The organism is Nitrospira sp. (assembly GCA_024998565.1).
GTDB lineage: Bacteria > Nitrospirota > Nitrospiria > Nitrospirales > Nitrospiraceae > Nitrospira_A.
Window position 1 is genome coordinate 434,684 of the sequence record JACOEM010000002.1, and the last position, 20,944, is coordinate 455,627.

Below are 20,944 nucleotides of genomic sequence, written 5' to 3' on the forward strand. Positions count from 1 at the left end.
CGGCATGTGTGTGCGGCTACAGGGTCCTCCAGGTTTCTCGACAGAAGGAGCAGCGTGCATATGAGATGGCGTCACGATCTGAATAGTTCAGGCTCTCGTCGTACCGGGACGGTGACCGATTCTTGGGGCACTCAGCTCAATAGACTGAGATCCTGCGGAGGATTTTCCTTCATCGAGGTCATGATCGTCGTGGTGATCCTCGCGATCCTGGCGACGCTGTTGATTCCTCGCGTGATGGGGCGCACCGAAGATGCCAAACGAGCCGCGGCCAAGGCGCAAATTTCGAATATTGACAGTGCCCTTCAACTCTACAAGCTCGACAACGGCAATATTCCTACAACCGAGCAGGGCTTGAAGGCCCTGGTCGAGCGACCTGCGTCAGGTCCTGCTGCCCCAAACTGGAAGGCCGGCGGATATCTTCCCAAAGTGCCGGTCGATCCTTGGGGCGCTCCCTACAAGTACACGACTCCGTCCACACAGGGCGGCGAGTTTGAGATCATTTCCTTTGGGGCCGACGGGGTCCCGGGCGGTGAAGGGAAAAACGCCGACATTGTAAGTTGGGATCTCGATCGCAACTAATCCTCCTGCCGTCCCCCTCCCTCTGACCCGGTAGTTGTGACGAAACATTCGCGCACGCCGTCTTCCTTCCGGGCTTCCCTGAACCGACTCAAGGTTCTGACCTCGCTGACCGATGAGAAGAGGAGGAAGATCCTGCCGGGAGGAGAGGCTGATGCGACGTGTGGTTTTTGTGGACGATGCGCCCGAGATCTTGAAGCATCTACAACGGACCTTGGCCCCGATGCAGGGTGAATGGGCGATGGGGTTCTACCCTTCCGCCACGGCCGCATTGGCCGCCATCCGTGAGACCCCCTGCGACGTGGTGGTGTCGGATATGACGATGCCGGGGATGGACGGCGCTCAATTTCTCGGCGAGGTGCGCACGGTCTGTCCACAGGCGACCCGCATCGTGTTGTCAGGCGACCAGAGCCCTGCCAATTATCTGCGGTCCGCGTCGGTCGCACATCGATTTCTTCAGAAGCCGTTCGACGTCGCCACGTTGAAAGCGACCATTGAGAAGGCGGAGGCATTGCGGGACGTGCTGGCTAATCCAGCGCTTCGCAGCCTGGCGAACGAAATCAAAACGCTGCCGAGTCTCCCGTCGATCTACCGGGAGTTGACGAAGGAGATGCAGGCTCCGCAGGCCTCGTTGAAAAAGGCCTCCCGCATTGTGGCCAAAGATCTCGGCATGGTCACGAAGATCCTGCAGCTGGTGAATTCCGCGTTCTTCGGCCTTCGCACCCATGTGTCCGATCCGGAGCAGGCGGTGGCGCTGCTCGGATTCGATACGATCAAGTCATTGGTGCTCTCCAGTCAGGTTTTCGCGCAGTTCGACCAGGCGCAGCTCCCGTCGTTTTCGTTGGATGAGTTATGGCGGCATGCGATGCTCGCCGGCACCTGCGCGCGACGAATTGCGAAGGAGGCCGGTTCGAGTCAAGCGGTGATGGACGAAGCCTTTACGGCCGCCTTGCTCCATGACGTCGGGGTATTGGTACTGGTGGCTAACAAACCCGACGACTACGCGCGAGTCCTGGATCTGATGCAGATGAAACAGATGCCTGATTGGGAAGCCGAGCGGCAGGTGTTCGGGGCCGATCATGCTCATGTCGGGGCCTATCTGCTTGGAATCTGGGGCCTGGGAGACGGCATCGTGGAAGCGGTGGCCTATCACCATCATCCTGACGACTACAAGGGATCCGGCTTTTGCGCCGTGACCGCCGTGCATGTGGCGAATGCTATGGCTGAAGCACAGGCCCTGCCAGGTGAGAACACGATCGAAGTCCCAGGTCTGGATCAGCAGTACCTGGTGCGCGAACAGTTTCAGTCTCAGCTCACACGATGGCGCGAACTCTGTATCGCGGCCTGATTCTACCCGCTCCATCTTGACCCCCGCGCGTGGCCGGCAGTACAACCGAACATCTTCGTTTTTTTGTGATTGAAAAGCTTCATAGGAGGAGCCCTGTGGGACTTGCCTCGATCATCGGTCTGCTGACATGCGGATTCATGCTCCTGTGCGCGCCCCTGAGTCTCGCCGGCTCCATCAGGGTCGATCTGGGGGTCGAGCAGGGCCCGATGAACCATCGAGCCAACGGGTATCTGGTCAGCATCGAACCGACAGACCCACCGATGGAGCTGATTCTTCCGTTGAAGCCCACCAGTTTTCGCGGAAACACCGGATATGTGTTGAACAACTATGACCGGCTCAAGCAGGCCGGGGTGACGGAGTTTCAGCTGACCCTCGGACTGGTCTTCGAGCATCGCGCCCTACAGATTTTTGATATCAATCAGATCGGTCTCGACGGGAACTATCAGCCCTGGTTGGTGCATGTGGATCATGTGATCGATCAAGTGCTGCAACGGCAACTGTCGGTGATCTGGGATATTTACAATGAACCCGATCTTGCAGCGGTTCCTCTCAATGACAACGAACGACTCAAAGAAGGCTGGCGGCTGGCCTATCAGCGCATCAAGCAGCGGATTCCCGGCGCGCAGATCGTCGGGCCGAGCGTGAGTCGATACCGGCTACTCAAGCCCTTTCTGGAGTGGAGTGATTCGCAGGGGGTCTTTCCCGACGTCGTGGCCTATCATGAATATGCGGATCCATCGGATGCCATCAGGTACGTGAATGATTTGCGCGACTACTTGAAGGCTCACGGTCTGGCGCGGCCGATTTCAGTGAACGAGATCCTGGGGCAGGAGTCCTGGACAATTGCCGGTTATACAGCGGGGGTGATTGCCGCCTATGAGCGGGCGGACATCCTCAGCGCGATGCGCTCCTGTTGGCCTGATCCTCAGGACATGAGCCGGAGCTACGTGGAAAATACCTGTGATAACCCTACGCTGGACGGATTGTTGTATGTCGATCGGAAGCAGAAACGGCCGGGGTGGCACGTCTACAAGACCTATGCGGAGATGGAGGGTGTCCGGCTGTACGCGATGACGGATAGTCCCAAGCTCCATGCCCTCGCCGCGCTGGATAAGACCGCCGGCACGTTACGACTCTTGTTGGGCAAATACGAGGACGATTCGCCTGGCGACACACAAGTCGTGCTGAAGAATATCGGGCGTCTGTTTTCCTCGCAGCATAGCGGGACGGTGCATCTCTGCGCTGAGCAAATACCAGATGTAGGATCCGGTCCCCTCGAAGCGCCTGTCGTCACGCTCGATCGTGCGCTCTCAGTGGAACATGATGAGCTCTCGTTCACGCTGCCTCACTTCTATCATTCCGATGCCTATCGGGTCGTCCTGAGCCTCTCCGAACCGTGCCGCGTTTCGCATTGATTGGATCAGTCGACCGACTCACCGGCTGCTGACGCCGGACGTATGCAGTGCCCGTTCACAATCGAAGCAACGCATCCGAACGCGGTTGCTAGGTGTCAGAGGAAAGCAGTTCCCGTTTAAAGAAACCAAGCAAGACGGCATGTGCCGGCGGATCTGTGAGTGGTGTCACGAAGCGCTCATCGTGCGTAAAAGGAACGGCTTACTTCACCAGGGGATGGCCGGCCTGTTGCCACTCATCGAAGCTCATCACGACGGCCGTGGTATTGGTGAACCCCAACTCCGCAAGTGACTGGGCCGCGAGGGACGCGCGGTTGCCGTTTTGGCATTGCAGGTAGACAGGTCTGTTCGTGTCCGGGTTGGCTGGAAACCCGACCTGTTTCCAGATCTGAAATTCGACAAGCCCACGGGCAATGTTGACCGCCCCCGGCACATGTCCGGCCGCAAACTCCTGGGGCTCGCGTACGTCTATAATGAATGCCTCGCCAGGATTCTCCACGACTTTCCGATACTCCTCCAGGCCGATCGTTTTGACTTGCTTCCGAGCCGCGTGAATTTTTTGTGTGACCGACGGAGGAAAGTTTTGTGCGATCGCCGGTGATGGACCGGACAGCGCCATTGCGATCGCGACAAATATGGATGCCGTGAACAAGTGGTTCATAGGTTCTTCCTCTTCATCAGGTATGAGAATGGGAACGGTTCCGATGCCGGCGTGGTCGTTACAACGCAGAGTCTACGCCGTTCCCGCGAATGGCTCAAGGCACGAACGTACATGGCGTGCGGAGAAACTCCCTGCCTGCAGGCCTATACGAAGCGTCTGCGATGGTTCGGGGAGGGGACCCGACATGCATCGGTTTTGCCCATCCACCGGTACCGATGACGCGCAACATAATCGTACAGCGCATCACGCAGGGGGCGTGGAATCAGGATGCCGAGATAGAAGAGGGGCCAGAAGCCAGGGAGGTGCCGCACAATTCTCAGCGCGGCCGTGGATTTGGTGTAGACGCGGGCCTCCTCCAGCAGGAGGAAGGTGGAAAAGTCTTCGGTCGGAAGCTGCCGTCTATGCAGAATCTGTTGCCCCTGGTCGGATTGAAGGGTGCCGAACTTGAACGTCTCGTGGGGATCGTGATCGATCAATAAACTCACCCAGGCATGGCACCAATTGCACACACCATCGAACACAACGACGTGCTCGTGCCTGGCCCATTCATGAGATTCCGGATCAAATTTGCCTGTCATTGGCTGCATTCCCGCTGAGGCGACTGCTGATTCTTCTCTCCACGAATTGAAATCACATTGTTCAGACGACCTCACCACCGGCATTGTACCGGTTCAGGAACAGACCGGTCCACAATCTCGATTTCTCTACTGTGTCGGCGTATGCTTTTGCGGGAGGCGACCCGCAAGTTCTGGCCGGGCGGGTGTATGGCTGCGGTCGGGGAGCGAGGCAACCACGCGCGGACAAGAAAAACGGGTGCAGCATGAAGGGTACAGGATTTTTCACCGGTCTCGTAGTCGGCATCGTGGCCACCGTTCTGTTGAGTCAGGGGACGATGAGTGTCGCGAGCAAGGAGGCGGGGACAGCCCCCTGTTTGCCGGCCGATATGGTCGCGGATTATGTGCATAGCGTGATCCAAGCCGATCGGGAGTTCTACACCACCGACATTGTGGAGCGGATGCAGTTGCGGGGAATCGTCTTTGCCGCAGAAAACTGGAGAGAGACCTCCAGGCTTCCCCTTCCTGCTCAGTTCTTGCTCGAATCGGGTCGGCTCGTTGCGCAGCAACGCAATGGCATTCGATTCCGGCTCATCAGCAATTGGGCGATCAATAAGACGAATCGTCCGGCCACCGACTTCGAGCGAGCCGGTCTGACCGAGATCCTGATCAATCCTGATCGTCCCCATACCGGTGTGACGACCGAGGGGGGCAGATCCGTCTTCCAGGCTCTCTACCCGGACAAGGCCCTGTCCCAGACCTGTGTGAGTTGCCACAACGCGCACCCCAACAGTCCAAAGAAAGATTTCAAGCCGCATGACGTGATGGGGGGAATCCTGCTGACCCTTCCGCTCCCCCGCTAACCAGCGCAGCGAGGCCAGACCGCCTTTCGAGCGTGTGAACGGGGGCGGTGTGGGCCGGCAGTGCGTCGGAACGCGCCGGCAGCCTGCTGAGGATATCTTAAGGAGAGACTCTATGCCGGACATCGTCCACGCGCAATTTACGCACACGAATGCGTACCTCACGCAACTCATCGAGCAATTTGCCCGGATCGACCAGCAAATCGAGAATGGGGAAACGATCACCATCAACATGAGCGACGGCGACCGATCGATGTCCCTCACGGTCAGTCGTGACAAGGTCGTTGAGCGTGCTACTCCACCGCAGGGGCCCGCGACGGGCAAGGCTCCGGCGTTGGCCGAGAACGAGAGTCTCGTAGCCGCTCTCACCAAATCGTTCAGCTTCGACATCGGTGAAGGGAATCGGAAGATTTCCACCCGCGAGATTCAATCTCATCTCACAAACGCGGCAGCGTCGAAACCAGCCGTCGGCTCCGGGGCGAATCTACGCCTGGCGCTGGAGTTACCCGAACCGGCTGTGACATACAACAACGCCGAATGGGTCTTGCTCGACGATTGTCGGTATGTGGCATTGGATGGGTTCATGGTGACGGCCAAGCGCGGCTTCAAGACCGATTTGGCAAGTATTCCACGTTTGTTATGGGGCTTCATCGCGTCATTTGAACTCTCGCTGGTTGCGCCTATCGTGCACGATTTGATTTACGGCTCCGCCGGAACCGTGGCATTGCCTGACGGCGAAGTCATGCCCGCCGACAAGCGCTTTGATCGGAAGGAGGCCGATGACCTCTTTCTGGAATTGATGACGCGGAGCAAGGTCGCGTACTGGAAGCGCAACGTGGCCTATTTGGCCGTCCGCGCATTCGGCGGGTCATCCTGGCGACAAGGGTGAGCGTGCGAATTGTGCGATCGCAAGGTGCGCCGTCCGACGAATTCTTCGGCCTGCCTCGTGCTGCCGAACAAGCTGAATAGGTGAGTGCCGGCAAGGAGATGTATCGCCCATGACCACCCAGTACTACACGGCCTCAAGCCTCGATGGATTCATCGCGACGCTCGACGATTCTCTCGACTGGCTCTTTCCCCTTGGCGATATCAACGAGACGGGGTATCCGTCCTTCATCAAGGCGGTCGGCGCCTTGGCAATGGGGTCTGCCACCTATGAGTGGATGCTGCGCCACGTCATCAACGTTACGGGGCGTGAACCGGTCGCCTGGCCCTATGCTCAGCCCACCTGGGTGTTCTCAAGGCGTCGTCTTCCCCCCGTGGAAGGTACAGACATCCGATTTGTAAGCGGGGACGTTCGCCCGGTTCATGCTGACATGAAGAAAGCGGCGCGTGGCCGGAACGTGTGGCTGGTCGGGGGAGGCGAACTGGTCGGGCAGTTCTATGACGCCGGACTCCTCGACGAACTGATCGTGCAGGTTGGTTCGGTCACCCTCGGATCAGGCAAGCCGCTCCTGCCGCGCAGGATCACGTCGCCTTCCCTCATCCTTGAGTCGGTTCGTGCGATCGGGCCCGGCTTCGCTGAGTTGCGATACCGTGTTCCGCGTGGGTAGGGCCTCGTCGTAGTGTGCCTGCGTGCGCATGAATTGCTCTGTATTAGGGAGTGGAGCGGGACTCCGCGTTCTCCAGCAGGGATGTCTCGTTAAAAGTCAGATTCATCGTATGCCCCGCCTCTAGTTGCTCCTGTTGAGAGATCAATCTCAAACGGATGCCACGACTCATCGTATCTCCAGCCTTCACCATGCAGCACGCCCGCAACCATGGTCACATTGCGGATGCCGTCCCAGGAGAGTCGCTTTGTGCGCCATAGCTCCAGTTCCCCGCGACAAAGTTCAAACCACAAGCCATTGGACATCAGAACGGCTTGAAGATCGTGGATGGGAAAGAGTAGTTCAATGCATCCGCCAAATGAACGTACGAGTTCACCAGTGGCTAGCGAGACGACATATGCTTGACCGCTTGAAACCACGATGATGTCATGCGCTGTGACATCATTCACGATCCCGCAGAACGAGCTGAGTCCGGGTTGAAAGTTTCCGACCCAAGGTGGTGCATTCGGCGGGGTGAACTCCACGACAAACCCTTCGCGATGAATTCCTTGACCAGTTGCGCTGAACTGCAATGGCGGCGGCCCATAGCCGGGGAGGCCGGGAAGAACACGAAAGTGTGTTGAGTTTTGCAAGAGGTTTGATTTCACCAGGCAGGCTGTAGCTTTTCCGCGCATCTCACTGTATTCGCGTCAGGAAGTTCCGTCAAGGGGTTTAAAAAGTCGAGGAGTATTCATCTGGCCAAACGCGCCGGAACCGGTTCCTTCCACTGTTCCAGCCTCGGTCCAGTAGCAAAAGACTCTCGTGCGCCCTTCGCATACATCCTGGATGTGGAACTCGGTCAGTGAGTCGCTGAAGTTGTGTCAGACGGAATGAGGTCGTCCGGGGGAACATCGCGAATCTGAATCGAGTCGACCCGTTGTTGGGCGAGGACGTCCGAGATGATGACGACCTTGTCGCCAACCTTAAAATCTTCGCGGTCCTTCAGAATTCGAAACGCCGTTTGTAATGTTTTTTCGGGGTCTGAACTGAAATCGATCTTGAAGGGGAGGACGCCACGATTGAGCATCATGGTCCGTCGCGGTTGGCTCATGTTGGTAAAGGCGTAGATGTTGACGGCGAACGGGCGGCAGTTTGCGACGAGATCGGCCATGATGCCTCGCCGGGTGATCACGACGATGCCTTTGGCTTTGACCCCCTCGGCGAGTTGGACCGCCGCCGCCGCCAGTTGCTGCTTATTTTCCGTGTTGCGCAGGTGTTTCGCAAACTGCAGGCCGGGGATCGTTTCGGATTTCAGCGCAATCCTCCGGAGAAACTCGACACACTTCACCGGATACTTTCCCACCGTGGTTTCGCCGGACAGCATGACGGCATCGGCTTCCTCATAGATCGCGTTGGCGACGTCGGTGACTTCGGCCCGGGTCGGATGCGGGTTGTGGATCATGGATTCCAGGAGATGGGTCGCCACGATCACGCGTTTGCCGTACTCCGCGCAGAGCCGCACGATCGTGCGTTGGACGTTCGGTAGGTCCTCCAGGTTGATTTCCACGCCGAGATCTCCACGCGCGACCATAATGCCGTCCGACTCCTTGATGATGGAGTCCAGGTTCCGGACCCCTTCCTGATCCTCGATCTTCGCGACGATTTTCACCCGCCCGACCTTGTCGCCCATCAACGTTTTGAGCTGCTGAATATCTCCGGCCTCGCGCACGAACGACAGGGCGATGAAGTCCACATCCCGCTCCAAACCGAAAAGGATATCCTTGATATCTTTTTGCGTGATCGACGGGAGATTGACGCGGACGCCGGGGAGATTTACATGGCGCTTGCTCTTCAGAAGTCCGCCGTCCAGGACGCGGCACTGCATGTGACGTTCGTGCTTCTCCAGCACCTCGAAGTTGATCAGCCCGTTGTCCACGGTGATCCGGTCTCCGACCTTGACCGCCTCCAGCAGGTCGGCATAGTTGATGTGGATGGAGCTTTCCTCGACGTTCATCGGCCCGCGTGTGGTAACCGAGACGATATCGCCCTGCCGCAGGTCGAGCTCGTTGGAGAGATCGCCGGTGCGGATCTCCGGACCTTGCGTGTCCAGGAGAATGGGAATGGGAAACTTCACCTTCCGGTTGAGGGATTTGATGTGCTGGATGACTTTGGCGTGAGACTCGTGGTCGCCGTGGGACATGTTGAGACGGGCGATACTCATCCCGGCCTCGTAGAGCTTGTGCAGCATCTCGTAGGATTCTGTGGCGGGGCCGATGGTGCAGATGATGCGAGTCTTTTGCATGGAGCTCCCTTGGGGCAGTGGCCGCTTCTGCTTAGGGCTGAGCGGCAGCCGACCAATTGATGCCGTGTTGCGCGGGGATGACGAGAAGAACCGGGGCTATTCTACGTGGTATCGCCGGTCGAGTCTATCGCGAGCCGGTGAGGTGCCCTTCAGGTCTGGCTGGGAATAGTTGGCACTCGTGAGGAGCGAGACATGGCAGGTGGCGCGGACGGGATGGTGGTTGTCCGCCTATGACTCTGTTGTCGGAGCGACGACCCAGTCGTACACATCACGGCGGTACGTTGCTACGGCGATGGCGAGCGCGAGGAGGATCAGAAACGTCGCGACTGCGAATGTGACCCGCATGCCGGTGGCAACGGCATCGGGAGGCGCCGTTGTGAGGTCGATCGTCGATGCCGCGGCTGCGAACACAGCCCCCATGACGGAAGCCCCGGTGATCAGCCCGAGATTGCGGGAGAGGTTGAGCAGCCCGGACACGACGCCCCGCTGCTCCGGACGAGTATCCGTCATGACGGCGGTATTGTTGGCAGTCTGGAACAGTGCATAACCGACGGTGATGACAATGAGGGGGGCAGTGTAGCCGTAGATCCCGAGCGTCGCCGGTAGTACGGACAGGAGGAAGGCCCCGGCGGCAATTCCGAGAAGCCCAAGGACGGTCATGCGTTGGGGGCCTAGGCGGTCCGCAAGGCGACCGGCCGGCACACCGGTCAGCGCGGCGCAAAGAGGGCCCACCGACAACACCAGTCCGATAAGCGCCGCGTTGAGCCCGAGCGTGCGCGAAAGATAAAACGGCCCGACCACCAGCGTCGCCATCATCACCGTCGAGACGAGTGCGCTCATGATAAGGCTTGCGCTCAGCAGAGGATTGCGGAACATCGTCAATCGGATCAGGGGTGATGCAGCCCTTGTCTCGGCAAACAGAAAGAGGCCGGCTCCAAGTAGGGCGGCCACCAGCAGCGCCAGGTTGCGCGGCCCGAAGCTGCCGCGTCCCATTGTCATGGCGAGCGTATAAGCGGCAAGCGTCAGCGCAAGCAGCAGCGTACCCGCATGGTCGAACCCGAGCCGATCAACTTGCTGTCGCGGACGATCAACGGGTAGGAATCGATACGCGAGAAGAAAAATCAGCAGACCCAGCGGCAGGTTGATCAGGAAGATTGTCCGCCAACTGAATTCGGAGATCAGCATGCCGCCGAGCGATGGGCCGAGTGCGGTGCCGATCGCAGACATCGTGCCAAGCAGTCCCATGGCGCTGCCGACCTGTGACTTGGGAACCGTCTCACCGACAAATGCCATGGTGAGGGCCATCATGATGGCCGCTCCCAGACCCTGCGCCGCGCGGGCGGCAATCAGCAGCCAGAGCGTGTGAGCCACACCGCAGACAATAGAAGTGACGGTGAACACAGAGATCCCGATCAGAAGGAGCCGTCGGCGACCGGTCATGTCGCCGAGCCGACCCACGCTGACGATCATGGTGGTGATGGTCACCAGATACGCGATGACGACCCACTGGATCTGTTGAAACGAGGCATCGAACGCCTGTGCCAACGTCGGCAAGCTCACATTGGCGATGCTCGTCCCGATCGAGGACAACAACATGGATAACGACAGGCCGGCGAGTATCCACCGAATCGAAGGTGTCAGATCCGTCGTTCCTGCTTGTGCCACATCTCGTCTTGGCGTGAATCGCATGATCGTCCTCAGTCCTTCCGAAGCAGCCACACATGTTCGGTTGCCGAACATTTTCCCTTGAGTCCACCGGGCACATCTTCACTGGTGAGGAGCCGTAACTGGTACCGATGGGCATAGTGTCGACGGACTTCCTCGTGGCTGATTGAGAACGGAGGGCCTTCCGCCGCGCGTTGGTCGTATTCATAACAAATGAGCAACTGCGGCGCGTGTTCCGTGATGTCTGTGACGTGCGCGGTGTAGCGACTCCGCATGTTCTCCGGAAGGGCGACCAGCGCAGCCCGGTCATAAATCGCATCGACCGGTCCCACCATCGTTTTCGTCACCTCGAAGATATCGCCGACAAAAATGTCGATGTCGCGCGCATGGTAGTGATCTATTCCACCGTTTCTGGTGATCGTCGGTCTCACTCCGAGCTCTGCAAACAATTGCTCGATGGCGAGTGAGCTCAATTCGGCTCCGGCAACGCGATAGCCTTCGGACAGCAGCCACGGAATGTCCAGCGTCTTCCCGCACAAGGGCACAAAAACCCGGCTGCCTTTCGCCAGGGCGAGCTCCTTGAAATACGTCACTAACAGCGGGTTGGCCTCACTTTTGTGAAAGCCGATTTCATTCTTTGCCCACCTGTCATGCCAAAATTGTGGTTCCATCGTCAGTGGCCTTTCTGTGAGTTACGTCGCACCCGCTTGTTGTCCGGGCGGAGTCGTCATCGAACTGTCGGAAGTATACCCATCCACACGATAGGGCGGAAGGCGCATCCTCTGCACTGTATTCGTGCGCGAGACGCCATATCACGGTCAAGCTATGGTATGGTCGGCGCATGTCCACCCCCGACCTCAATTTACTGATCACCCTGGATGTTTTATTGGCGGAGGGCAGTGTGGCTCGCGCCGCCAGGCGGCTGCGTCTGAGCCCGTCGGCCATGAGCCGGGCGCTCGCGCGATTGCGTGAGGCGACCGGCGATCCACTCCTGGTGCGGGCCGGCCGCGGTCTCGTCCCCACACCGCGAGCGGTCGAACTTCGTGAACGGGTCAGTCATGTCGTGGAAGAGGGACAAGCGGTTCTCCGCCCTGCGGAGAAGCTCGATCTGAAACGGCTCGTCCGGACGTTCACCGTGCGAACCAGCGAAGGCTTCGTGGAAAACTTCGGGCCGGAGCTCATTGCGCGTGTTGCGGAGGAAGCTCCTGGGGTGCGGCTGCATTTCCTTCAGAAGGCGACTAAAGATAGCGCGCCGCTACGCGACGGCACTGTCGATCTGGAAACCGGGGTGATTGAGAAGACCACTCCGCAGGAGTTGCGTGTTCAAGCTTTGTTCCGGGATCGTCTGATCGGCGTCGTGCGAACGGGGCACTCGCTGGTAAAAGGCAGGATCACGCCTTCCCGTTATGCCGGGGGACAGCACATATCCGTTTCGCGGCAGGGGCAGGGGCAGGGGAAGGGACCGATAGAGGAAGCCTTGCAGCGGCTTGGACTGGAACGGGACATTGTCACGATCGTCGGTGGATTCGCGACGGCGATTGCTCTAGCCCGTGCTTCAGATCTGATTGCCACGGTCCCCGAACGACATACCGGAATTTTGCGCACTGGAACGTATAGCTTTTCGCTGCCCTTCTCCACGCCGGAGTTTACGGTATCGTTGCTCTGGCACCCGCGGCTGGACGCCGATCTCGCGCATCGCTGGCTGCGGGGCCATGTCCGGAAGATCTGCGCGGCGACGACCTGACGCTGATAGCCTGCTGTCGTCGATCAACACCGAACGAGCGGCTGGCAGCGCGTCCATCTCCCGCGATCACGCGTTATCCTTCTCCATGGACGAGATGAAGGAATCCGCTTCCTGAATCGATGCGTTCAAATCCTTGATCAGTGAGTCGATGTTGCCTTCGACCGTGACCAATTCGCTCTTGAGCGAGGCGATGGCCTGCGCGTTGAGGTTATGCTTCAAAAAGAGGACATGGTCTTTCAGCTTTGCCAGGACCGGATCCATTTTCGCTTCCGCCCGTTTCATAGCCTTGATCAATTGCGCGTACTGGCTGCGCGTCTGGGTGAGTTGCTTTTGGCTTTTTTGGCGCAGCGCGGCGTTGGAATACTGCTTCAATTCAGCGGTCCATTCATCAAATAATGCGTCGGACACGTTCTCCACCGACGCGATGCGATCCCGAACGGCTTGGGCTCTCTTTTCGCTCTGCTGATATTCCTCGTTCAGCGCATCGTACTTGTCCTGTAATTCGCCGCCCTGGATATTCAAGGTTTTGGTGAAGCGATCGAGGGCCGATTTGAATTGCTCCTTCGCGTCCTGTTGAGCGTCACGGGCCTTTTTCACGTCGCTGACCATCAGGTCGCGCTTGTGATAGCCGAGTTTTTCCATCGTTTCATAATAGGCGGTCTGGCACCCGGACCCGATCAGCCCGGAGAAGAGCAGCGCGCAGGTCAGCGAGAAGGAGATCAGTCTGCGGGAGACGAGGGGATTCGAACAGTGCATGGTGCCATCCTTGTCTATGCGGTTGATGCAGCCGGGCAGTGGACCCGGGAAGTGAGTGCTACCGTCAGTGTAAGTGAGCATCCCGAAGCAGTCGGCCGATTGAAGCCGACAACTTTCGTACTCTAGCAGACCGGAAAGGCTTGTTCCATTCGTTCTTGCGGCCGTCGCTGGCGAGCCCGGCGTCTAGACATCCGGATATGAATGCGGCATCCTTTGGAACCTATCTCGCGTGGTGGGATTTTTCCTGCGCATTGAATGTGCCTTGAAAGGAGTGTGAGAGATGTCCACGAATACCGTCCGGCTTCACCGCGTCTTTCGGGCAACGCCGGAACGTGTGTACCGCGCATTTCTGGACGCGGATGCCAAGGCGAAGTGGCTGCCGCCGAACGGGTTCACCGGGAAGGTGCACCATCTGGACGCCAAAGTAGGCGGCACGTACAAAATGTCGTTTACCAACTTCACCACCGGCCAGACTCATTCATTCGGCGGGACGTACCTGGAACTGGTGCCGCACGAACGACTGCGCTATACGGATCGGTTCGACGATCCGAATCTTCCCGGAGAGATCCAGGTGACGATCACGTTGAAGAAAGTATCATGCGGGACTGAGATGACGGTGGTGCAGGAAGGGATTCCCGACGTGATTCCTCCTGAGTCCTGTTATTTGGGCTGGCAGGAATCGCTGATCCTTCTCGCGAAACTGGTCGAAGCGGAGATTCATGAGTAGAAGTTGGCAGGTGGGGATGCAGAGTCGCGTGTTCACGGAGTTTCAATCGTGGCTCAACGATGTAAACACGAGACCTGCCGCGAATCTTACCGCCCCCTGTCGATCGGCCTGCTTCAATCAGTTGAGCAATGACATCCCGGCCCGCGACCTCGATCAATCTCGCACGTAACTCCCGGGTGCGCATCCCGCCCTGCATCCGCGATCGGACTCAGAACGGTCGCATCATGTTTCAGTAAAAACGGAGCCGGCCGGGTGTGCGTCTGACGAAGGCCGGCGATCACCGGTCATGTCGTCTGGATGGGCTTCAACTCGGCGGTCGTGGCGTCGCGAGTGACTGACGACTGCTTGGGCGATTTGGCCTGAGTGCGGAAGCGGGCAGGCGGAAGCCCGAACTCGCGTTTGAAGGCGCGGTTGAAGGAGGGTTCGGACTCATAGCCGATATCGCCGGCGACTTCGGCCACGCTCTTGGATGTGGAGGTGAGGAGTTGCGCAGCGAGATGCAACCGCCAGCGGGTGAGGTAGCCGATCGGTGTGTCCGTGAGGAAATGCTGGAACCGTTCGGCAAGCACGGATCGGGAAACCCCGACCTCAGCAGCGAGCGTGGCGATGGTCCATGGCTGAGCCGGCCGTTGATGCAGGACCGCCAGCGCTTTGCCCACATCCGGGTCGCGCACCCCGGCCAGCCATCCGGTCTGGGTGTGCGGCAACTGCGCGATATAGCGGCGCAACGTCTCCACGAACAACGCTTCGGATAACTTGGCGATGACCGCCGCGCCTCCGGGACCGGAAGCCTCCGCGTGATCGACTGAATAGCGGAGCGTATTCTCCAGCCACTGTCCCGATGGGGTATCCCGGATATTGACCTTGAGCATCGCAGGCAGCCCGGCCAGGACGACCCGACAGAGCTGCGCGTCGCAGGTCAAGTACCCGCAAATCAACTTCGTGACTTCACCACCCCCGGCGAGTTGGGACAGCATGCGTCCCTCCGAGAGGATTTGCCGCATCTGCAGGGAAGTGTCCACCGGTGTGACGGGTGGGCCGTTACCCATGAGATGCGCATCGCCATGCGTGAGAATGATGATGTCGCCCGCTGTGAGCGGCACGGCACGGTCCTCCTGCTCGAGGCGAACATAACCCTGTCCTTCAAGCAGCAGATGGAAAATGATGATGTGGCCGGCCTGAGTGGGCAGATATGCCGCCATAGTCGCGGCGTCAGGCTCTCGAGCGCACCAGGGTGCGGCAAATTCCCCGTGAAAAAACACTGCGCCGTCGAGTTTCACGGCCTTGAGGACTTCGGACAGCACGTCCATAGGAATTTCCTCGGCGAGGCCGGATGCTGAGCAAAGCCATCCGGACGCCCGGATAAACGAACTGCAGCTTAGCATGCTCCTGATAAGAGAGCCAGACGCCCTGATAAGACTCGAAACGGCCTCTGCCCTATAGTGCGACCAGACAGAACGCGGCGTCGGAAACCGGCGCGCAGGACACACACAGGAAGGAGGAGGCCATGACGACGCACACGGTGGTATCGGAAATGGACGGTCTGAAGACTCGTCTCAATACCATTTGGACGGCAGGGGATTACGATCGATTCTCGCGCTACATGGAAGGCGGCGCAAGGGAGTTTTACGAGCGTCTCCAGATTGCGCCGGGATGTAGGCTGCTGGACGTGGGATGCGGCTCGGGCCAACTCGCGTTGTTGGCCGCCAAGGATGGGGTGGAGGTGACGGGGGTGGACATCGCCGCCAATTGGGTGGAGCGGGCGCAAGCGCGGGCTCGTGCCGAAGGGGTGAATGCCCGATTCAAAGTCGCCGATGCCGAAGCGCTGCCGTTTGAGGCGGGCAGGTTCGATGTCGTCGCGAGCCTGATCGGCGCGGTGTTTGCTCCGCGGCCCGATTTGGTGGCGAAGGAGCTGTTGCGGGTTTGCGTCCCGGGAGGGACCATTGCGATGGCCAATTGGACGGCGGAGGGCTTCGTGGGGCAGATGTTCAAGAACGTCGCGAAATTCATCGGGCCCTCGGGCATGCCGTCGCCGGTGCTGTGGGGCAACGAGGCCACGGTGCAAGAACGGCTCGGTCATGGATTGTCCACGCTGAGCCTGATCAGGCGGCAGTATCTGTTCAGTTATCCGTTTCCTCCCTCAGAGGTCGTGGAATTCTTCCGTCTGTACTACGGACCGACCAACCGAGCCTTTGCGTCCCTCGACGCCGAGGGGCAAGCGCACTTGCGCCGGGATCTGGAAACGCTCTGGACAGCGCACAATCAGGCAGGGCCGGATTGCACGACGGTGTACGGCGAATATTTGGAAGTCGTCGGTATTCGAGCGTAAACCCCCACTGCTCATATAAAGGAGACGCATCATGACGAACGCGACCACTACCGGGATGGATCAGACGACGAGCCTATATGACATGACGAATCTGGAGAGGATGAAGGATCTGGGGACGCACGCACCTGAGGCGATGAAGGCATTCGTGGCGTTCGATCGGGCCGCGCTGGCGGCCGGCGCGATTCCGGTGAAGTACAAGGAGTTGATGGCGCTGGCCGTGGCCTTCACGACGCAATGTCCCTACTGCATCGAACTGCATGTGAACAAGGCCAGGGAGTATGGTGCATCGGCCCCGGAGATCGCTGAATCGGTGCTCGTGGCAGCGGCCTTGCGCGCCGGCGGGGCGATCACCCATGGCACACATGCGATGAAGTGAATGTGAGGGGGGCGGCGGGCCGAGAGAGCCGGCCGTGCATATGCCTGGACAACGTACTCAGCCTAAGTGAGTCCAATGTCGACCATTGAAAAGGAGGCCATCATGAAACCATCTAGACTGTTTGTGTTCACTCTGGGGTTGTTGCTTGCATGCTCCACGCTCGCCTCGGCGGAAATCCTGGCCCTGCTCAACTATGAGAGTAAGCCGGACCAGCCGGTGAGACGGGAGGGGATTGCCATCATGGACATCGATCCCGAGTCCGGGAAATTCGGGAAGATTCTGATGGAGATTCCGTTGCCGCCCGATCTCGTGGCGCACCATATTTTCTTCAATCGCGATCGGAGCAAAGCCTATATCACGGCGCTGGGGAAAAGCATTCTGCATGTCGTGAATCTCAGGACGTTTCCCTATCGGCTTCAGGCGATCGACGTGCCGGATTGTCAGATGGGGGAGGATCTCGCCGTGTCGGAGGATAACCGGACCTGGTACTTGACCTGCATGGGTTCGGACAACGTCATTGTAGGAGACGCGCTTCTCGATACGCCGATCAAAGCGGTCAGCGCCACGGAGCCGTCTGTGGCGACGATCCGGTATCCGCACGGCATTGCGATTCACAACGGCATCGATCGCCTGCTCGTGACCAGTACCGTCAAGCCGGATCTGTCTGATGCGGGTGATTCGATCACGGTGCTCGAGGCCGCCAGCGGCAAGGTGCTCTCGACGCACAAGGTCTCGTCGAAACCGTCTCCGGCCAAAGCGGCTCCCGTGGAAGTGATGTTCAGCCCCAATGCGAATCCGCCTGTCGTGCATATCACCAATATGCTCGAAGGAACCTTGTGGGCCGGGGTGTGGGATCCGGCGAGCAAAGCGTTTTCGTTCCATCAGGTCGATGACTTTGGCCCCCGCCAGCAGGGCATGCCGCTCGAAATGCTCTACAACGCCAAAGGGGACCGACTGTTTGTCACGACTGCCAAACCTGGCTTCGTCAATCTGTACGACAACAGCGATCCCCGGCAACCGAAGTTTCTCAAGACCATTGCAGCCGCGGGCGGTGCGCACCATAGCGTGTTGTCGCCGGACGAGCGCTACCTGTTCGTCCAGAACAGCTTTCTCAATCTGGACGGCATGAGCGATGGGTCCATCACGGTGATCGATCTGAAGTCGGATACAGTCCTGGGGAACATCGATACGTTGAAGGCGCAGGGGTTCAATCCGAACTGTATCATGCTGCTGCCGAATCAGCCGGGCGACCTGCGGGCCAGTCGCATCATCGACTGAGCCGGAGGGGACGTCCTGAGTCGAAAAAGCGCCAGGAGTACGGCGGGAGCCCTGTCTGTCGCCGTACTCTTCGCTCACGTCGGATGTGACTTTATGCGAGCACCGCTTCGACGACGCTCACGGCTGTGTCCGTCGGCACGAGCCGGGTGAGACGGAATCCGGCTTTGCCGAGCAGCTCACGGTACTCAGATTCCGTGCGTTCCTGTCCGCCCGGACCCACGAGCATCATCATGTCGAGCATCTTGCCCGGATGCGGAGCGCTACCGGACGGCAGCACCATCTCAATGATCAACAAGCGGCTGCCGGGTGGCATCGCGCGGCGGCAGTGGCCGAGGATGGTGAGGCATTGGGCCTCGGTCCAATCGTGGATAATGTGCGACAGCAAATAGGCATCGCCGCCGCCCGGCACCCGGTCAAAAAAACTACCGGCCTCGATCGTCACGCGATCCGCCAGGCCCCGGGCCTGAATCAGCGCCGGTGCGTCGCGAACCACATGAGGCAGGTCGTAAAGGATACCGCGCAATGCGGGATTGCCGGTGAGAATCGTCGTCAGGAGATGTCCCGTGGCCCCGCCCACGTCGATCAGGGTCGACAAGCCGGAAAAATCGTAGGCGGCGGTGATGGCTGCCGGCTCCGCGCCATGAAACCCCATCATCGTTTCGCTGAACAACGACGCATCCTCGGGATGCTTGGCCAGCCAGTCGAACAGGGGCATCCCCAGCGATTGCTCAAATCCACAGTCCCCGGTCTGCACCGAATAGAGCAATTGCTCCCAGCCTCGCGACATCCAGTCGCTGGCCAGTGTCAGGATCGAAGGCCGTGCAGATCCCGGCGCGCCGGTCTTGAGCGCCTCCCCGAGCGGCGTTAGGGCAAAGCGGTGCGTGGCGTCCTCGGTGAGGATATTGAGGTTCGTGAGTGCCCGCATCAGGCGATAAAGCGAGGGCGCATGGGTTCCCGTGGGCCCGGCGAGGTCGTCGGCAGTCTTCGGCCCGCTCGCGAGGTGGTCGGCCAATCCCAGTTTGGCGGCGACGTAGGCAATGCGGGAGACCCAGTGGGCCATGGCCATCTGTATCAATTGGACGTGCGGGGGTGGCAGCGGAGCGCTGCTGTGATTGTTCTCAGGCATGCCGGGTTCCTCCGGTTATGATGTGAATGAAGCCGATGTTCCCTGTCCTCGGGAAAACGTTATACACGGTATGGGCGTCTCATTAAATTTCTTTTCTTTCAAGAATGGACGATGCTCCAATTTCAGAACCCGTGCCGGGCTACGTTGCCGTTCTACAGGGCAGCCGGACAGTCGCAAGCAGATCGAATGGGACGCGACCATGCGCCGACAAGTTGTTCAAGCAGCGGATGGACCGGGAGATGAGGCGGGCGAGCAGGGGAAACCATAGGCCGAGCTGCCGAGTGAGTCGATCGGGGAACGAGACCGAATGAGGTGGAAGGGGGAGGAGTGGCCCGCGGTGCGCCGAGGAATGTGCGATTGCAAGACCTGACCCCGTATTTGGTGAGTGCGTTACGTAGGCTTGGTGTCGATGGTCGAGTGGCTGCCGAACAGCAGCACAAATTCAGATCCGCCGCCTTCCCGTGGTTGCACCCAGGCCCGGCCTCCATGCCGATGCGCAACTTGTTGGACAATGGCCAGTCCCGCGCCGGTGCCGTGCACCTCGCGCCCTACCGCCCGGTAAAACAGATGGAAGATCCGCTGTGCCTGTTCCGGTTCAACCCCGATTCCCCGGTCCCGCACCACGAGGCCGACCCGGTGGTCCGAGCCCTCCATGAGGCTGTAAGGGGCCAGGTCGATCTCAGGGGCCTCGCCGGCCCGATGAAACTTCAAGGCATTCCCAATTAAATTGTAGAGCGCTTGCGTGACCCAGGTTGTATTGACGCGGAACGAGGGAAAGTCGGTGGCCACCTGGATGCGTGCTCTCGTGCGTCGAATCGTCTCATCGAGTTGTGCCAATGCTGCCTTGACCAAGTCCTCGCCACGGACCTCTTCGTAGGGCATCTCCATGCGTTGTGCCCTCGAGAGTATGAGCAGATCCTCCATGAGCTGATCCATCCGTTGCGCCGCCCGAATCACGCGATCGATGTAATCGAGGCCTTTTGCGTCTAGGCATGCGCCGTATCGTTCACGTACCAGTTGCGAGAAGTTCGAGATCGAGCGCAGGGGCTCACGCAGATCGTGAGAGCTCACGTACAGCAAGGTTTCCAAATCACGATTGCGCTGCTGGAGTTCTGCCGTGCGCTCCCGCACGCGCCGCTCTAACTCTTCATGGGAGCGTCGTAACGCCTGCGCTGCCAGCTCACGGTCGGTGACGTCTCGCGCGATGGCATAGAGCCTGCCATCCGGGTGCGGGGAGGACTTCCACGACAGCAATCGCCAGGAGCCGTCTTTGTGCTGATAGCGGTTCTGAAATTCCAGGACCGGTTCGCCCCTGCCGATCTGACGCTCGACCTCTTGGAGCGTGTTGGCCCGGTCGTCGGGATGGACGAAGTCGAGGAACGGTCGACTCATCAATTCCTCGAGGCTCCAGCCCAATGTGCGCGTGAACGCGGGACTCAGGCGAGTGAAATAGCTCTCCGCGTTCGCAATGCAGAGCATGTCCAATGACAGCTCGAAAACTCGATCGAGTTCTGCCTCGCTCGGGCGAGGCGCATCGGGATGGGGGGCGGGTGCACCGTGAGTCGACGGCCGTTCTGGATGGTCATGCGGGAGAGGTAGGGACGGTGGCGTCATGGGCGGATCTTAGTGAAACCGCTACGGTCGTGCAAGACGTCTCTGCTCAGGCAGAGAGGCAAGGTTCCCGCATTGGCGCTGGAGGGG

Annotated in this window: 21 protein-coding genes; 11 read left to right on the forward strand and 10 right to left on the reverse strand. The window is 59.4% G+C overall.

Going from position 1 to position 20,944, the window contains the following annotated elements; translation table 11 throughout:
• The first annotated feature begins 60 nt into the window (after positions 1 to 60).
• The 3 genes from gspG to H8K11_05645 all read left to right on the forward strand — a co-directional run bounded on the left by gspG (position 61) and on the right by H8K11_05645 (position 3,339).
• Positions 61 to 579, forward strand: coding sequence for a type II secretion system major pseudopilin GspG (gene gspG, locus H8K11_05635; protein MCS6263222.1), 519 nt, complete (start codon positions 61 to 63; stop codon positions 577 to 579).
• Positions 580 to 730: 151 nt separating this feature from the next.
• Positions 731 to 1,924 (forward strand): HDOD domain-containing protein, encoded by a 1,194-nt coding sequence (locus tag H8K11_05640; GenBank protein ID MCS6263223.1) that lies wholly within the window; start codon positions 731 to 733, stop codon positions 1,922 to 1,924.
• Positions 1,925 to 2,019: 95 nt separating this feature from the next.
• Positions 2,020 to 3,339 carry a hypothetical protein gene (locus H8K11_05645; GenBank protein MCS6263224.1) on the forward strand — a complete coding sequence of 440 codons (1,320 nt, stop codon included), beginning with the start codon at positions 2,020 to 2,022 and terminating at the stop codon, positions 3,337 to 3,339.
• A 199-nt stretch (positions 3,340 to 3,538) separates the two neighbouring features.
• Here the strand turns inward: H8K11_05645 and H8K11_05650 are convergent, their stop codons facing one another.
• Both H8K11_05650 and H8K11_05655 read right to left on the reverse strand, forming a co-directional pair.
• A complete protein-coding gene (locus H8K11_05650; GenBank protein ID MCS6263225.1) occupies positions 3,539 to 3,997 on the reverse strand; it encodes a rhodanese-like domain-containing protein in 459 nt (152 codons plus the stop codon).
• Between the two features lie 143 nt (positions 3,998 to 4,140).
• Positions 4,141 to 4,575 (reverse strand): thiol-disulfide oxidoreductase DCC family protein, encoded by a 435-nt coding sequence (locus H8K11_05655; protein MCS6263226.1) that lies wholly within the window; start codon positions 4,573 to 4,575, stop codon positions 4,141 to 4,143.
• 242 nt (positions 4,576 to 4,817) lie between these two features.
• Here H8K11_05655 and H8K11_05660 point away from each other — a divergent pair, with 242 nt between their 5' ends.
• From H8K11_05660 to H8K11_05670, 3 genes are all read left to right on the forward strand, one after another.
• Positions 4,818 to 5,414, forward strand: coding sequence for a DUF3365 domain-containing protein (locus H8K11_05660; GenBank protein MCS6263227.1), 597 nt, complete (start codon positions 4,818 to 4,820; stop codon positions 5,412 to 5,414).
• A gap of 112 nt (positions 5,415 to 5,526) precedes the next feature.
• On the forward strand, positions 5,527 to 6,300 hold the full coding sequence (locus H8K11_05665; GenBank protein MCS6263228.1) for a DUF1353 domain-containing protein: 774 nt from the start codon (positions 5,527 to 5,529) through the stop codon (positions 6,298 to 6,300).
• Positions 6,301 to 6,409: 109 nt separating this feature from the next.
• Positions 6,410 to 6,964: a dihydrofolate reductase family protein gene (locus tag H8K11_05670; GenBank protein MCS6263229.1), complete on the forward strand. Its 555-nt coding sequence runs from the start codon at positions 6,410 to 6,412 to the stop codon at positions 6,962 to 6,964.
• Positions 6,965 to 7,053: 89 nt separating this feature from the next.
• Here H8K11_05670 and H8K11_05675 read toward each other — a convergent pair whose 3' ends face one another.
• From H8K11_05675 to tmpT, 4 genes are all read right to left on the reverse strand, one after another.
• Positions 7,054 to 7,593, reverse strand: coding sequence for a hypothetical protein (locus H8K11_05675; GenBank protein MCS6263230.1), 540 nt, complete (start codon positions 7,591 to 7,593; stop codon positions 7,054 to 7,056).
• A gap of 206 nt (positions 7,594 to 7,799) precedes the next feature.
• Positions 7,800 to 9,242, reverse strand: coding sequence for a pyruvate kinase (pyk, locus tag H8K11_05680; protein ID MCS6263231.1), 1,443 nt, complete (start codon positions 9,240 to 9,242; stop codon positions 7,800 to 7,802).
• Between the two features lie 228 nt (positions 9,243 to 9,470).
• Positions 9,471 to 10,931: an MFS transporter gene (locus H8K11_05685; GenBank protein ID MCS6263232.1), complete on the reverse strand. Its 1,461-nt coding sequence runs from the start codon at positions 10,929 to 10,931 to the stop codon at positions 9,471 to 9,473.
• A gap of 8 nt (positions 10,932 to 10,939) precedes the next feature.
• Positions 10,940 to 11,578, reverse strand: a complete 639-nt coding sequence (gene tmpT / locus H8K11_05690) for a thiopurine S-methyltransferase (GenBank protein MCS6263233.1) — start codon at positions 11,576 to 11,578, stop codon at positions 10,940 to 10,942.
• Positions 11,579 to 11,748: 170 nt separating this feature from the next.
• On the opposite strand from tmpT, the gene H8K11_05695 reads away from it, so the two are divergent.
• Entirely contained in the window at positions 11,749 to 12,651 is a 903-nt protein-coding gene (locus H8K11_05695; GenBank protein ID MCS6263234.1) for a LysR family transcriptional regulator, read from the forward strand.
• Positions 12,652 to 12,717: 66 nt separating this feature from the next.
• Here the strand turns inward: H8K11_05695 and H8K11_05700 are convergent, their stop codons facing one another.
• A complete protein-coding gene (locus tag H8K11_05700; protein MCS6263235.1) occupies positions 12,718 to 13,407 on the reverse strand; it encodes a DUF2959 domain-containing protein in 690 nt (229 codons plus the stop codon).
• 280 nt (positions 13,408 to 13,687) lie between these two features.
• On the opposite strand from H8K11_05700, the gene H8K11_05705 reads away from it, so the two are divergent.
• Positions 13,688 to 14,134: an SRPBCC family protein gene (locus tag H8K11_05705; protein MCS6263236.1), complete on the forward strand. Its 447-nt coding sequence runs from the start codon at positions 13,688 to 13,690 to the stop codon at positions 14,132 to 14,134.
• Between the two features lie 284 nt (positions 14,135 to 14,418).
• On the opposite strand, the gene H8K11_05710 is transcribed toward H8K11_05705, so the two are convergent.
• Positions 14,419 to 15,444, reverse strand: coding sequence for an AraC family transcriptional regulator (locus H8K11_05710; GenBank protein MCS6263237.1), 1,026 nt, complete (start codon positions 15,442 to 15,444; stop codon positions 14,419 to 14,421).
• Between the two features lie 197 nt (positions 15,445 to 15,641).
• Here H8K11_05710 and H8K11_05715 point away from each other — a divergent pair, with 197 nt between their 5' ends.
• From H8K11_05715 to H8K11_05725, 3 genes are all read left to right on the forward strand, one after another.
• Positions 15,642 to 16,463 carry a class I SAM-dependent methyltransferase gene (locus H8K11_05715; GenBank protein MCS6263238.1) on the forward strand — a complete coding sequence of 274 codons (822 nt, stop codon included), beginning with the start codon at positions 15,642 to 15,644 and terminating at the stop codon, positions 16,461 to 16,463.
• A gap of 31 nt (positions 16,464 to 16,494) precedes the next feature.
• Positions 16,495 to 16,839, forward strand: coding sequence for a carboxymuconolactone decarboxylase family protein (locus tag H8K11_05720; GenBank protein ID MCS6263239.1), 345 nt, complete (start codon positions 16,495 to 16,497; stop codon positions 16,837 to 16,839).
• Positions 16,840 to 16,941: 102 nt separating this feature from the next.
• Positions 16,942 to 18,117 (forward strand): YncE family protein, encoded by a 1,176-nt coding sequence (locus H8K11_05725; GenBank protein MCS6263240.1) that lies wholly within the window; start codon positions 16,942 to 16,944, stop codon positions 18,115 to 18,117.
• Between the two features lie 91 nt (positions 18,118 to 18,208).
• Here the strand turns inward: H8K11_05725 and H8K11_05730 are convergent, their stop codons facing one another.
• Positions 18,209 to 19,243: a methyltransferase gene (locus tag H8K11_05730; GenBank protein MCS6263241.1), complete on the reverse strand. Its 1,035-nt coding sequence runs from the start codon at positions 19,241 to 19,243 to the stop codon at positions 18,209 to 18,211.
• Between the two features lie 390 nt (positions 19,244 to 19,633).
• Positions 19,634 to 20,857, reverse strand: coding sequence for a PAS domain S-box protein (locus tag H8K11_05735; protein MCS6263242.1), 1,224 nt, complete (start codon positions 20,855 to 20,857; stop codon positions 19,634 to 19,636).
• Positions 20,858 to 20,944 lie beyond the last annotated feature (87 nt).

Bases quoted from the DNA above. Each gene is read 5' to 3' on its own strand.
- gspG (MCS6263222.1), top strand. From the start codon at position 61: ATGAGATGGCGTCACGATCTGAATAGTTCAGGCTCTCGTCGTACCGGG.
- H8K11_05640 (MCS6263223.1), top strand. From the start codon at position 731: ATGCGACGTGTGGTTTTTGTGGACGATGCGCCCGAGATCTTGAAGCAT.
- H8K11_05650 (MCS6263225.1), bottom strand. From the start codon at position 3,997: ATGAACCACTTGTTCACGGCATCCATATTTGTCGCGATCGCAATGGCG.
- H8K11_05655 (MCS6263226.1), bottom strand. From the start codon at position 4,575: ATGACAGGCAAATTTGATCCGGAATCTCATGAATGGGCCAGGCACGAG.
- H8K11_05660 (MCS6263227.1), top strand. From the start codon at position 4,818: ATGAAGGGTACAGGATTTTTCACCGGTCTCGTAGTCGGCATCGTGGCC.
- H8K11_05665 (MCS6263228.1), top strand. From the start codon at position 5,527: ATGCCGGACATCGTCCACGCGCAATTTACGCACACGAATGCGTACCTC.
- H8K11_05670 (MCS6263229.1), top strand. From the start codon at position 6,410: ATGACCACCCAGTACTACACGGCCTCAAGCCTCGATGGATTCATCGCG.
- pyk (MCS6263231.1), bottom strand. From the start codon at position 9,242: ATGCAAAAGACTCGCATCATCTGCACCATCGGCCCCGCCACAGAATCC.
- H8K11_05685 (MCS6263232.1), bottom strand. From the start codon at position 10,931: ATGCGATTCACGCCAAGACGAGATGTGGCACAAGCAGGAACGACGGAT.
- tmpT (MCS6263233.1), bottom strand. From the start codon at position 11,578: ATGGAACCACAATTTTGGCATGACAGGTGGGCAAAGAATGAAATCGGC.
- H8K11_05695 (MCS6263234.1), top strand. From the start codon at position 11,749: ATGTCCACCCCCGACCTCAATTTACTGATCACCCTGGATGTTTTATTG.
- H8K11_05700 (MCS6263235.1), bottom strand. From the start codon at position 13,407: ATGCACTGTTCGAATCCCCTCGTCTCCCGCAGACTGATCTCCTTCTCG.
- H8K11_05705 (MCS6263236.1), top strand. From the start codon at position 13,688: ATGTCCACGAATACCGTCCGGCTTCACCGCGTCTTTCGGGCAACGCCG.
- H8K11_05710 (MCS6263237.1), bottom strand. From the start codon at position 15,444: ATGGACGTGCTGTCCGAAGTCCTCAAGGCCGTGAAACTCGACGGCGCA.
- H8K11_05715 (MCS6263238.1), top strand. From the start codon at position 15,642: ATGACGACGCACACGGTGGTATCGGAAATGGACGGTCTGAAGACTCGT.
- H8K11_05720 (MCS6263239.1), top strand. From the start codon at position 16,495: ATGACGAACGCGACCACTACCGGGATGGATCAGACGACGAGCCTATAT.
- H8K11_05725 (MCS6263240.1), top strand. From the start codon at position 16,942: ATGAAACCATCTAGACTGTTTGTGTTCACTCTGGGGTTGTTGCTTGCA.
- H8K11_05730 (MCS6263241.1), bottom strand. From the start codon at position 19,243: ATGCCTGAGAACAATCACAGCAGCGCTCCGCTGCCACCCCCGCACGTC.
- H8K11_05735 (MCS6263242.1), bottom strand. From the start codon at position 20,857: ATGACGCCACCGTCCCTACCTCTCCCGCATGACCATCCAGAACGGCCG.